Annotated in this window: 9 protein-coding genes and 1 pseudogene; 3 read left to right on the forward strand and 7 right to left on the reverse strand. The window is 62.2% G+C overall.

Annotated features, from left to right (window positions below):
* Positions 1-325 (reverse strand): annotated as a pseudogene (locus tag AC1DVN_RS10530) (hypothetical protein); the annotation flags it as partial.
* Between AC1DVN_RS10530 and AC1DVN_RS10535 the strand changes: the two are divergent.
* A complete protein-coding gene (locus tag AC1DVN_RS10535; protein ID WP_020907542.1) occupies positions 281-598 on the forward strand; it encodes a DUF2322 family protein in 318 nt (105 codons plus the stop codon). The pseudogene AC1DVN_RS10530 and the gene AC1DVN_RS10535 overlap by 45 nt on opposite strands.
* On the opposite strand, the gene AC1DVN_RS10540 is transcribed toward AC1DVN_RS10535, so the two are convergent.
* Positions 569-1,246, reverse strand: coding sequence for a Pr6Pr family membrane protein (locus AC1DVN_RS10540; protein ID WP_046378481.1), 678 nt, complete (start codon positions 1,244-1,246; stop codon positions 569-571). The two genes, AC1DVN_RS10535 and AC1DVN_RS10540, sit on opposite strands and share 30 nt — an antisense overlap.
* A gap of 53 nt (positions 1,247-1,299) precedes the next feature.
* On the opposite strand from AC1DVN_RS10540, the gene hrpA reads away from it, so the two are divergent.
* Positions 1,300-5,205, forward strand: coding sequence for an ATP-dependent RNA helicase HrpA (gene hrpA, locus AC1DVN_RS10545; RefSeq protein WP_477993779.1), 3,906 nt, complete (start codon positions 1,300-1,302; stop codon positions 5,203-5,205).
* Positions 5,206-5,491: 286 nt separating this feature from the next.
* On the opposite strand, the gene nrdR is transcribed toward hrpA, so the two are convergent.
* Positions 5,492-5,989, reverse strand: coding sequence for a transcriptional regulator NrdR (nrdR, locus tag AC1DVN_RS10550; RefSeq protein ID WP_020907539.1), 498 nt, complete (start codon positions 5,987-5,989; stop codon positions 5,492-5,494).
* Positions 5,990-6,184: 195 nt separating this feature from the next.
* Entirely contained in the window at positions 6,185-6,925 is a 741-nt protein-coding gene (locus AC1DVN_RS10555; protein ID WP_477993780.1) for a LysM peptidoglycan-binding domain-containing protein, read from the reverse strand.
* Positions 6,926-7,181: 256 nt separating this feature from the next.
* Between AC1DVN_RS10555 and lexA the strand changes: the two genes are divergently transcribed.
* Positions 7,182-7,910 (forward strand): transcriptional repressor LexA, encoded by a 729-nt coding sequence (lexA, locus tag AC1DVN_RS10560; protein WP_020723648.1) that lies wholly within the window; start codon positions 7,182-7,184, stop codon positions 7,908-7,910.
* 92 nt (positions 7,911-8,002) lie between these two features.
* Here the strand turns inward: lexA and AC1DVN_RS10565 are convergent, their stop codons facing one another.
* From AC1DVN_RS10565 to AC1DVN_RS10575, 3 genes are all read right to left on the reverse strand, one after another.
* Complete coding sequence (locus tag AC1DVN_RS10565) at positions 8,003-9,145, reverse strand: acyl-CoA dehydrogenase family protein (protein WP_019748214.1); 1,143 nt, start codon at positions 9,143-9,145, stop codon at positions 8,003-8,005.
* Between the two features lie 185 nt (positions 9,146-9,330).
* Positions 9,331-10,611 (reverse strand): uracil-xanthine permease family protein, encoded by a 1,281-nt coding sequence (locus AC1DVN_RS10570; protein ID WP_020907537.1) that lies wholly within the window; start codon positions 10,609-10,611, stop codon positions 9,331-9,333.
* Positions 10,612-10,686: 75 nt separating this feature from the next.
* Entirely contained in the window at positions 10,687-12,360 is a 1,674-nt protein-coding gene (locus AC1DVN_RS10575; RefSeq protein WP_477993781.1) for a putative PEP-binding protein, read from the reverse strand.
* Positions 12,361-12,401: the final 41 nt, after the last annotated feature.

A 12,401-nucleotide genomic window follows, 5' to 3' on the forward strand; every position in this document is an offset into this window, starting at 1 on the left:
TGGTGAACCACAGGCCCGCCGTCGCATCCAGATACCGAGTGCCCTCGCGGTCCCAGATGTACGCGCCCTCACCGCGAGAGACGACAAACGCGCCGTTCTTCTCCACAGCGCCCATGTCCGCGAACCCGTGCCACAATGCCGAAGCCATCATTGTCCCCTTCGAATACAAACGATGCTGGTGTGCAAACGATGTGCTGCGACTATATCGACACCGGGAATCGGCGGACGACGGCGCTCGCCGGGCACCGGCATTTCCGGGTACACACGTAATCTGTCGACCATGACTTTTGCCGACAATCTCGCCGCACTGCCCACCATCGATCATCTGGCCGCCATCGAGGTACTCGACGCCGACGGAACCGTCATCGACACCGTCGAGAACAAGCCCGGAAAGTCCGGCTCGGTCAAGGTGTACAACCATCTCGCTCAGGTCTACGGCGCGCTCACACCCGAAGCCGCCTCGGCAGGACTGACGATCTTTGCCGAACACACCGAGGACGCGCGGGCGAACCCCGGCAAGCACCCGAACGTGGACCGCCTCGAGCAGGTGCTCGCCTCCGGCAATCCACTAGGACTTCGCAGCGTTCCGTCCGCGTAGCCCGGCTCCCAGCCGTCCGACGGCATTGACCGCCAACGCCATCAGGGCCATCGCGATGCCCAGTACGACAAATCCGATGAACAGGGCCAGATAGCCCTGGTGGCGAGGATCCATGAACGGATACGGATACCAGTCGACGATCGGCCCTCGAATCAACGTGTACACCGCGTAGATCACTGGAAACAGCAGCCACTGCAGCGAGCGGATTTCGGAGATCCTGTGCCTCGAAGCGAAGAACACCCAGTCGAGGAGCATCACCAGCGGAAGAATGCGGTGGAGCGCCGAGTTGATCCACGCGTCGTTCAAATTGACGTCGATGTTCGCCAGTAGAACGGCGTAGATGATTCCGGTGATCACCATGTAGAGCGTCACCGCACCGCGAACCGACTGCCATGTCCGAGACTGCGGATCCCGAAGGGCGCCGACCAGCAATACGATCACCGCAAGGATGTTGCTCTCGATGGTGAAGTAGCTCAGATAGTTCGACAACGAGAATCCGTCGGCGTTTCGAATCGGAATCCACAGCAGCGCCGTGAGTCCGTAGATCGCGAACAACAAGCGAAGTACTCGCACGGCAACAGGCGTCGACGCGACCGGTGTAGCTGCCTCATTTGCGGTATTTGTCGTCACTGGTCGATATTTGCACATCAAAACGATCTGCGAGCGGTAGTTGTGAACGCGTTCGATAGGCTGTCATCAGCATGTCTACAACACCACCGGCCCCAATCTCCCCCAAGCGGAGCGACCTGAAGAGCGCGCTGGCGCAGGTCTCACTCCGCGACGAGAGTCGACTCCGTCGCAAACTCGACCGTGCCCGCACACCAGACGCTTTGGTGGCGCTGGCCGAGGAAATTGAAACGGCGCGCGCACGGTTGGCGGCACGCTCCGCCAATGTTCCCGCAGTCTCGTATCCGGAAGCTCTGCCCGTCAGTCAGCGCAAGGACGACATCGCGACCGCGATCTCGGAGAATCAGGTTGTCATCGTCGCCGGCGAGACCGGCTCGGGTAAGACAACTCAGATCCCGAAGATCTGTCTCGAACTCGGACGTGGCGTCCGCGGCCTGATCGGACATACACAGCCTCGCCGACTGGCAGCACGCACCGTTGCCGAACGTATCGCCGAAGAACTCGACACCGAACTCGGCGACGCCGTCGGATACACCGTGCGGTTCACCGACCAGGTCTCGGACCGCACCTACGTCAAGCTCATGACCGACGGCATTCTCCTCGCCGAAATTCAGCGCGACCGTATGCTCCGACGCTACGACACGCTGATCATCGACGAAGCGCACGAACGCAGCCTCAACATCGACTTCATCCTCGGTTACCTGGCTCAGCTGCTCCCCCGCCGACCCGATCTCAAGGTCATCATCACGTCGGCGACCATCGATCCCGAGCGCTTCGCCAAGCACTTCGCTGTCGACGGTAAGCCCGCGCCGATAGTCGAGGTATCCGGTCGAACATTCCCCGTCGAAATGCGTTACCGGCCACTGACCGTCGAGTCCGGCGACATCACCTTCGACCGTGATCCCGTCGACGCGGTCTGCGAGGCGGTCGACGAGCTGAGCGCGGAGGGCGAAGGCGACATCTTGGTCTTCCTCTCCGGCGAACGCGAAATTCGCGACACCGCAGACGCTTTACGCGATCGGCGTCTTCGCAACACCGAAATCGTCCCGCTGTACGCGCGACTGTCTGCTGCCGAGCAACACAAAGTGTTCTCGCCGCACACCGGCCGACGCGTCGTCCTTGCCACCAACGTGGCCGAGACCTCGTTGACCGTTCCCGGCATTCGGTACGTCGTCGATCCGGGAACCGCGCGCATTTCGCGATATTCGGTGCGCACCAAGGTTCAACGATTGCCGATCGAGCCCATTTCGCAGGCGTCAGCTCGTCAGCGGTCCGGGCGTTGCGGCCGCGTCGCCGAAGGAATCTGCATCCGCCTGTATTCCGAGGAGGACTTCGAGTCACGGCCGGCGTTCACCGAGCCGGAAATCCTGCGGACCAATCTCGCATCCGTCATCTTGCAGATGACGGCCCTCGGTCTGGGCGACATCGCTGCCTTCCCCTTCGTCGAACCGCCGGACCAGCGCGCCGTCAAGGACGGAATCGGACTGCTCGAAGAACTCGGCGCCATCGCGCGAGGTTCCGAGGCAAGCCACCCCGAACTGACGCCGGTCGGCCGCGAGCTGGCCCAGATTCCGGTGGATCCGCGGATGGCACGAATGCTGGTGGAAGCCAAGAACAACGGTTGCCTTCACGAAACCCTTGTCATCGTCGCGGCGTTGTCCATCCAGGACGTTCGCGAGCGGCCCGCCGAGTTCCAGCAGGCCGCCGACGAAAAGCACGCCAGGTTCAATGTCGAGAACTCCGACTTCCTGGCATACCTGAAACTGTGGGACTACTTACGCGAACAACGTAACGATCTGTCCTCCAACCAGTTTCGCAAGATGTGCCGGAACGAGTTCCTGCACTGGCTCCGCATCCGCGAATGGCAGGATTTGCACGGTCAACTCCGGCAGATCACCCGCGGCCTCGGCTGGACGGTGGGTGAGACACCCGCAAGCGAGAACGCGATCCATCAGTCACTCCTCGCCGGCTTGCTCTCACACATCGGGCTACGCGAGGGCGAGAAGCGGGACTACCTGGGCGCCAGGGGCAGCCACTTCGCGATCTTCCCCGGATCAGGACTGTTCAAGAAGCCACCACGCTGGGTCATGGCCGCCGAACTCGTGGAAACGTCGAGACTGTGGGCTCGCATGTCCGCGCGCATCGAACCCGAGTGGGCTGAAAAGCTCGCCCCGCACCTGGTGAAACGGACCTATTCCGAACCTCACTGGTCCTCCAAGCGCGGTTCGGCGATGGCATACGAGCGGGTCACTCTCTACGGAGTTCCTCTGGTGACCGGCCGCGCAGTGACGTACTCACGAATCGATCCCGAGGCCTCTCGCGATCTCTTCATCCGCCATGCGCTCGTGCAGGGCGAATGGCAGACGAACCACAAGTTCTTCCACGAGAACCGTGCACTGCTCGACAACGTCGAGGAACTCGAGAACCGCGCGCGTCGCCGCGACATCCTCGTCGACGACGAAACTCTCTACGAGTTCTACGACGAACGTATCGGCCAGGAAGCCGTATCCGCCAAGCATTTCGACCAGTGGTGGAAGACCGAGCGGCGCAAGAATCCGAGTCTGCTGACTTTCACGCCGGAAACGGTGGTCAACTCCGACGCGGCTGCAGTACTGGGCGGCGAGTACCCGGACGCCTGGCGCCAGGGCGACATGCAGTTTCCGCTCACTTACCAATTCGAGCCCGGAAAGGACGACGACGGCGTCAGCGCGCACATCCCGGTCGGCCTGCTCGCGCAACTTCAGCCGGTCGGCTTCGACTGGTTGGTCCCCGGTATGCGCGTCGATCTGGTTACTGCTCTGATCAAGACGTTGCCCAAGAACATCCGACGCGCTGTCGTGCCCGCACCTGACTACGCCGCCGCAGCATTGGCAGCAGTCAAACCTCGATCCGAGCCGTTGATGACCGCAATGGCCCGCGAACTCTCGCACTTGGGCGGGATCCAGATCGACGCCAAGGACTTCGATCCCGCCGCGCTGCCCGACCATCTTCGGATGACATTTGTCGTCGAGGACGAATCGGGCACGGTTCTCGCGAAGGGTAAGGATCTGGCGCAGCTACGACGCACGCTCGCCCCGCGCGTACAGAAGGAAGTGGCCAAGGCGGCAACCGGTACCGAACGGGCAGCGGCAACCGTCTGGACATCCGAAACGCTCGGCGCGCTGGAACCGACCATCACTCGCTCCATCGGCGGACAGCAGGTAACCGGCTACCCAGCACTGGTGCCGGAAAACGGCGGAGTTGCCGTTCGTGTCCTGAGTACGCCGGCTGCGCAGGCGCAGGCGATGCGGGAAGGCACTCGGGCGCTTCTTCTCGCGGCCGTTCCCACCCAACTCAAGGCCGTGACCGCCGGCTTGTCGAACACTCAGCGTCTGGCTCTCGGCCAGAATCCGGACGGCGGCTTGGAGGCCCTCGTCGAAGATTGCCGGGTGGCAGCTGCCAACGAAGTGATAGCTGCCCACGGCGGACCGGTACGCACGCCTGAGGCGTTCGACGCCCTGGTGAAGATCGCACGCTCCGAACTGGCCGGACGCGTCTCCGCGATCCTGCGCATGATTGTTCCGATCCTCGAACAAGCACACCAACTGAGCGTCGTTCTGGACCGCTCGCGCGGCGAAGCAGCAGACGACGTCCGAGAACAGTTGACCTCACTGCTGTTTCCGGGATTTGTCGCCGAATTGGGCTCGGCCCGCCTGCGCGATTTGCCGCGGTATCTTGCCGCAGCAAAATTCCGTCTCGAAGCTCTACCCGCAAGTGCACAACGAGATCAGCAGGCGATGGACGTCCTCGACCGGGTGTACGCAGCGTACGACCGGTTGTTGAGTTCACTTCCCGAAGAGCGTCGCACTGCTCGAGATGTCGACTCGATCAGCTGGATGATCGAAGAACTGCGCGTGAGCCTGTTTGCGCAGTCCCTCGGTACACCCACACCGATTTCCGAAAAGCGAGTCCTGAAAGCTATCGAAGCGATCAAGCGTTGATGTTCGGCGAGAATTGCGCGATCAGTAGATTGTCTGAATGTTGACGTTGGTGAGGAAACCACCAAAGGTGGCAACAGTGTTGGCGAACCCGAGGGTTACCAGGCTGTTCACGACTCCGAGAACTGCAACTAAGTTCATAACGCCTCCGTGAAGATCCGAGATGCGGACGAACGTACTTGGTCGACACTAAGCGAATAACTTGCCCGATTTGTTCGATTGTTCGCTTTGTGTTCTCAGCGTTACCTACGGCCGCTTTGTGCTCTCAGCGTTACCTAAGGCGACGGCCTCAGTCGACGGAAACGGTCTCGGCGCCGGAAGCCTTGTCGGCAGCACGGGTCTCGGCATGTTCGCGCATGTCGGTGATCTCACGTTCGAAATCCGCGGCAGAACTGAAGGACTTGTACACCGATGCGAATCGCAGGTATGCAACCTCGTCGAGATTTCGAAGCGGATCGAGAATCGCGAGCCCCACCTCGTTGCTGGGAATTTCGGCAGAACCCGAAGCACGTACGGCATCTTCGACCTGTTGGGCCAGCAAATTCAGCGAATCGTTGTCCACTTGGCGGCCCTGGCATGCGCGACGCACTCCTTTGACCACCTTTTCTCGGCTGAACGGCTCCGTCACGCCGCTGCGCTTCACAACCGAGAGAACTGCCGTCTCAACCGTGGTGAATCGGCGGCCACACTCGGGGCACGAACGGCGCCGCCTGATCGCCTGGCCCTCGTCGGCCTCGCGCGAATCGACCACTCGGGAATCAGGGTGCCGGCAGAACGGGCAATGCATCGGGGTTCCTTCGTTGTCGCCGAAATGGCCGCAACTCAGATTCGCTACCGACTGCAAATCCTCCGACGATTTACAGAGCAGATCCACGTACTCAACGCGACCACCCGAGGTGGTGGGACTGTCAAGTGGACAGCTTACTCGCTGTGAACCGACTGCTCTCACGCTCGGTACGCCCCCGCCTGGCACGGGGTACGGTCAGCGGCCCGAGGCCGGCACGATCAGCGTTTGCCCAACGGACAGTCCGGAACTCGACATCGCATTGAGATCCATGATCTGCTCGATCACCGAGCCGACAGCCTGGCCAGGCGCAACCTTGGCAGCAATATCACTGAGGGATTCACCCGCAGCAACACGAACCACTTCGGTCGCACCGTTTGTCGCAGCGACATCACCACTCGACAAAGCGCCGATCCCCAGCAACGCCAACACTGCCAGTGCAGTGAATACGGCGCCAAGGAACACTGTCTTCCAACTGACGTCCTCGGCAGCCACTTCATGTTCGACCCGTGAGACACCGACTCTGTTTCGGTGCGCGAAACTTCCTCCGTACGGGCGTGACGAATCGTGCTCGCCGTCCCACCGGCGAGGAGATTCACGCAATGAACGCGAACCTGAAACCGCGCCCACCGCCGGAACACGACGAACGACGGCCGCCTGCGGTTCGTTGTCGACATACCTGGCCACGCCCCGCATTTCGGCCGTGCCGCGCCGTTCGAACGACACACCGTCAGCGTCGGATCCACCATCGGGCCCATAGAACGAGGGGTGGTACTTCAACGCCGACGTGCCGTCGAAACCAATCGCGTCATCACCAATCGCGTCGTCACCAATCGCGTCGTCGAAAACCCTGTTGCTTCTCAGTGCTGCGTTACCCATCGTGACCTCCGCTGGTCGACACCGATCGATGTGTTCGATCATGCGTTCGATGGAACGCATGTTCGAATTTCTACCACGCCCGGCCGACAATGTCTCTACTTCAAGCGACACGAATCGAACAGATGTTTGAAACCGCGAGCAAATCCGGCTAGATTCGTGTCAGACCACACAGCGGGAATTGCGAAAGCCTCCGTGTTTGTCGACAGCTCGAATGTTGGCAGGAGGCACCGACAGGTTTCTGCGCGATTTGCACCAGGCACTTTCTCAGACACGACTTTTTCAGACACGACTTCTTCAGACACGGAGGCAACAGGCCATGAAGGACGATCGCTCCAGCACAGCCGCGGAGGCAGGAGCTTCTGCAGTTCCGTCTCCGTCGAGCGAGACGCTCACCGAGCGTCAGCGGCGCGTTCTCGAAGTCATCCGCGATTCGGTGACGGAGCGCGGGTATCCGCCGAGCATTCGCGAGATCGGTGATGCGGTGGGGCTCACCTCCACGTCGTCGGTCGCACATCAACTGCGAACGTTGGAGCGCAAGGGCTTCCTTCGACGCGATCCCAATCGCCCTCGCGCAGTCGATGTTCGAGGTCTCGACGAGGTTGCGGCCGATACCGCCATCGCGTCGGTGTCAAAGCATTCCGGCGAGTACAACAGTGCCGACCCGCTACCGGAGCCGGCGTTCGTCCCCATCCTGGGTCGCATCGCTGCCGGCGGACCGATCCTTGCCGAGGAAGCGGTAGAGGACGTGTTCCCACTCCCCCGCGAACTCGTCGGCCAGGGTTCGCTTTTCATGCTCAAGGTTGTCGGCGAGTCGATGATCGATGCAGCGATCTGCGATGGCGACTGGGTTGTCGTCCGTCAGCAGAACGTCGCGGAGAACGGTGACATCGTGGCCGCCATGATCGACGGCGAAGCCACCGTGAAGACGTTCAAGCGTACGAAGAAGGAGGTGTGGCTGATGCCGCACAACGAACTCTTCGAGCCGATTCCCGGCAACAACGCCGTCATCCTGGGCAAGGTTGTCACCGTCATGCGGAAGATCTGAGTTCGCTCGCACCCTCGATCACAAGACTCTGGGCCCCGGCATCAGCCGGGGCCCAGAGTCTTTTCGTGACGATCAGCGGTCCATCACCCGAATCAGAGATTCAGCGAACGTCCGATGATCTCCTTCATGATCTCGGTTGTGCCACCGTAGATGGTCTGCACACGAGAGTCCATGTACGCCTTTGCAACCGGGTATTCCTTCATGTAGCCGTAGCCTCCGTGCAGCTGGAGGCAGCGGTCGATGAGCTTGACCTGGGCTTCGGTGGTCCACCACTTCGCCATCGCAGCTTCCTGCACGGTCAGCTTCTCGGCATTGAGCTGCTCGATGAACTTGTCCACCAGGATGCGCACTGCCGTGGTCTCCGTTGCCAATTCGGCCAGTACGAATCGGGTGTTCTGGAAGCTGCCGATCGACTTGCCGAATGCCTTGCGGTCGCGGCAGTACTGGATCGTGCTCTCGAGAACCGATTCCATTGCGGCAGCGGCAACGACGGCGATCGAGAGTCGTTCCTGGGGAAGGTTCTTCATCAAGTAGAAGAATCCCATTCCCTCTTCGCCCAGCAGGTTGGCAGCGGGAACGCGTACGTCGGTGAAGCTGAGTTCGGCAGTGTCCTGAGCCTTCATGCCGATCTTGTCGAGGTTGCGTCCACGCTCGAAGCCAGGCATGTCCCGCTCGACCACGAGGAGGCTGAAGCCCTGAGCACCCTTATCCGGGTCGGTGCACGCGACAACGATGATGATGTCGGCGTTGATTCCGTTGGTGATGAAGGTCTTCGAACCGTTGAGGACCCAGTGGTCCCCGTCGCGAACCGCTTTCGTCTTGATGCCCTGCAAGTCGCTACCGGTACCCGGTTCGGTCATCGCGATCGCCGAGATCAGCTCACCCGACGCGAATCCGGGTAGCCAACGCTGCTTCTGCTCCTCGTTGCTCAACTCCAGGAGGTACGGTGCCACCACGTCGTTGTGCAGCGTGAAGCCGATACCGCTGAACCCACCCTTGGTGGTTTCCTCGGTGATGATCGCGTTGTAGCGGAAATCCTTGACACCGCCGCCGCCGAATTCCTCAGGGACCGCAGTTCCCAGGAAGCCCTGCTTTCCGGCCTCGACCCAGACGTCACGATCGACGATGTTCTGCTCTTCCCACTTCTCGTGGTTCGGTGCCACGTGCTGTGCCAAGAACTTCTGGTACGACTCCCGGAAGAGTTCATGTTCCGGTTCGAACAGGGTGCGCTCCACGCCGACTCCTTGCAATTCGATATATGGCACTTCAGTGATGTACCCGCTGGGGATATACCCGCTGGGGTGTATTCGCTGAGACTGGGCACGCCGAAGTGCGCGGGCCCACGTCACTGCCTCCGACGGTAGAACCTGTTGCGATACCCGTCGATGACCCGAACGATCACGATTCGTGACTGTAGCGGTTATCTGTTACTTGAAGTACGGAATTTGGCGAGATATCGCATGATCGGGTACGCGACGAGGATGCCGATCGATCCCCAGGCGATGCCGCCCAACTCGACCGAACCGATGGTCAGCGTCAAGTTCCCGATGCCGGCGACCAACGCTGCCGCGGCGACCGTGAGGTTGACCGGATCGGTGAAGTCGACCTTCGCTTCCATCCAGATGCGCACACCGAGAATGCCGATGAGGCCGTAGAGAACCATCGTTGCGCCGCCGATGACGCCGTTCGGAACCGTGAAGACCAGTGCGCCGAATTTGGGCGAAAATGCCAGGATCACAGCGGTAGCGGCGGCTACCCAGTACGCGGCGGTCGAGTACACACGCGTCGCTGCCATGACACCGATGTTCTCGGCATACGTGGTGGTTCCGGATCCGCCACCGGCGCCCGCCAAGGTAGTGGCGAGACCGTCGGCAAACAGTGCATTGCCGGCCAGATCGTCGAGGGACTTACCAGTCATGGCGGACACCGCTTTGACATGTCCGACGTTTTCGGCGACCAGAACGATCACCACGGGGAGCGCGAGCACGATCACCGACCAGTCGAACGACGGTCCGTGCAGACTCGGCAGCCCGAACCAGTCCGCTTCGCGCAGAGCGGACACTCGTTCACTGTCGAGTCCGCCGATGACCGCGGCGAAAACCCAGCCGATCACGACGCCGACCAGAATGCCCAGCCGGCCGAGCAACCCGGGACCGACGACCGTGACCAGCAGGATCGAAACGAGCGTCACCGTGGCGATCAGCGGCTGCGATTCGAAGGAGCCGACCGCCGTCGGAGCGAGGTTGAGACCGATCAGCGCGACGACAGCGCCCGTCACCACCGGCGGCATGACGGCGTCGATGACCCGGCTGCCGATCAGACGTACGGCGACGCCGATCAACATCAACACGATGCCGACGGCCATGACGGCACCGAGTTGCGCGGCCGGGCCCGATCCTGCCGACGCTGTCAGCGGGGCGATGAACGCGAAGGACGAACCGAGATAGCTCGGGATCCGGCCCCGGGTGATGAGCAGGAACAGCGCGGTGCCGATACCCGAGAACAGCAGCGTCGTCGTGACGGGGAAGCCGGTGATGGTCGGAACGAGCAGTGTCGCTCCGAACATCGCGATGACGTGTTGCATCCCGATTCCGATGGTGCGCGGCCAACTCAGTCGTTCGTCCGGCGCCACGACGGCTCCGTCGGCGATCCGCTTGCCGTCTCCGTGGACAGTCCAGCCGATTCCGCCGGCCCCGGTCATTGTTTCTCGTTCGATCACAGGTCGAAATACTAGAGGTCAGGCGCTCGGTCTCCGACCGAGACCAACGAAACCAGTTCAGCTGATTGCGTCGGCCGCCGCTTTGCGCGCTGCCACCGGATCACCGGTTGCCAGCACCGCCGCCGCAGCCGCCTCACATTGCGCCATGGTGACTGACCCGACCTTCGCTCCCACACCCGCGACCGACGCCGCAGCGCACGACAGCGAGGAAACTCCGAGTCCGGCCAGAACACACGCCAACAGTGGATCGGCGGCCGCCTCACCGCAGACGCCGACGCGCTTGCCTGCCGCCTGACCGGCCTGGGCCGTACGTGCGACAAGGGCGAGCACCGCGGGCTGCCACGGATCGGTCAGGTCGGCGAGTTCGGAGGACATCCGATCAGCGGCCATCGTGTACTGAGCGAGGTCGTTGGTACCGATCGAGAGGAATTCGACGTGTTCGAGAATCTGGTCGGCCAACAGCGCCGCCGCCGGGATCTCCACCATCACACCGGGAACAAGATCGCGTGCCCGCACCGCATCGGCAAAACGTTTCGCCTCGGCCGGGGTGGCGATCATCGGTGCCATCACCCACGGCGACGAGTTGGTCGACGCCGCAGCTGATGCGATCGCGTCTAGCTGGCGGTCGAGAATTCCCATGTCCTGCCAGGCGATTCGGACCCCACGAACGCCGAGTGCCGGATTCGCTTCCTCTTGATGGTTGGCGAATTTGAGCGGCTTGTCCGAACCCGCGTCCAACGTGCGAATGATGACCTTCTTTCCTGCGAAGGCCTCGAGAACCTCGGCGTAGATCGCCGCCTGCTCGTCTACGGTCGGTTCGGTCTCACGGCCGAGGAAGCAGAGTTCGGTCCGGAAGAGCCCGATGCCCCCGGCAGCAGTCGACGCCGCGGCGCGAGCGCCCGCGCCGTCTTGAACGTTGGCGAGAACGTCTACCGGCCGGCCGTCCGCCGTCTGGCCCGGTCCGGTCCAGGTGCTGACGCGTTCGCGATCGATCCGGGATTGTTCGACCAGTTCACGCGCGTGCCCGGGATCCGGCTCCGCGATCACGTCGCCGGTTGTTCCGTCGATCAGAATCGGTATTCCTGCCGAGATGGATTCCAATTCCTTCGCGGCGACGATGCACGGGATGCCCAACTGCCGCGCGATGATTGCCGTGTGGCTGGTCGGGCCGCCGTAGATGGTCACGAGTCCGATGATCTTGGATGCATCGAGGCCCGCGGTGTCTGCAGGAGCCAGATCGTCCGCGCACAGCACCGACGGTGTCTCGGGCATCGGAACTCCAGGTTCGGGTAATCCGGAGAGTTCGGCGATCACGCGGTCGCGGATGTCCTCGAGGTCGGTGACGCGCTCGGCCATCAAACCGCCGACCTTGGTGAACAGCACCACGAACTGCTCCGTCGCCGCGATCGCAGCCTGCACCGGGGGCACTCCGCCGGCGATCGACTTCTTGGCCGCCCCGATCCAGCCACGATCAGCTGCCATCGCCGCGTTGGCCTGCAAGACCTCTGCGGCCGCGCCGGTAGCTTCGGCGGCCCGTCCGAGAAGGCGGTTCTCGACAGCCTTCGCCGCTCCGACGAAGGCGTCTACGGCGGCCTCTCGATCGGCCTCGTCGAGTGCCGGCGCATCGGTGACGAGTTCTGGTCGGCTGGACGGCCAGATCGCCGGTCCGTAGGCAACTCCGGGCACCACGGGGGTGCCGTGCACGGTGATTCGGTTGAGCTGTTCGGTCATCTGTCCTCCTTGAGCGATGGGCCCGGTGTCACACCGGATCA

The organism is Rhodococcus sp. P4_E4 (assembly GCF_056401575.1).

What these genes read in the sequence shown, in the direction of transcription:
- AC1DVN_RS10570 (WP_020907537.1), bottom strand. Translation starts at nt 10,611, where the DNA reads ATGACCGGGGCCGGCGGAATCGGCTGGACTGTCCACGGAGACGGCAAG.
- AC1DVN_RS10575 (WP_477993781.1), bottom strand. Translation starts at nt 12,360, where the DNA reads ATGACCGAACAGCTCAACCGAATCACCGTGCACGGCACCCCCGTGGTG.
- AC1DVN_RS10540 (WP_046378481.1), bottom strand. Translation starts at nt 1,246, where the DNA reads ATGTGCAAATATCGACCAGTGACGACAAATACCGCAAATGAGGCAGCT.
- lexA (WP_020723648.1), top strand. Translation starts at nt 7,182, where the DNA reads ATGAAGGACGATCGCTCCAGCACAGCCGCGGAGGCAGGAGCTTCTGCA.
- nrdR (WP_020907539.1), bottom strand. Translation starts at nt 5,989, where the DNA reads ATGCATTGCCCGTTCTGCCGGCACCCTGATTCCCGAGTGGTCGATTCG.
- hrpA (WP_477993779.1), top strand. Translation starts at nt 1,300, where the DNA reads ATGTCTACAACACCACCGGCCCCAATCTCCCCCAAGCGGAGCGACCTG.
- AC1DVN_RS10535 (WP_020907542.1), top strand. Translation starts at nt 281, where the DNA reads ATGACTTTTGCCGACAATCTCGCCGCACTGCCCACCATCGATCATCTG.
- AC1DVN_RS10555 (WP_477993780.1), bottom strand. Translation starts at nt 6,925, where the DNA reads ATGCGTTCCATCGAACGCATGATCGAACACATCGATCGGTGTCGACCA.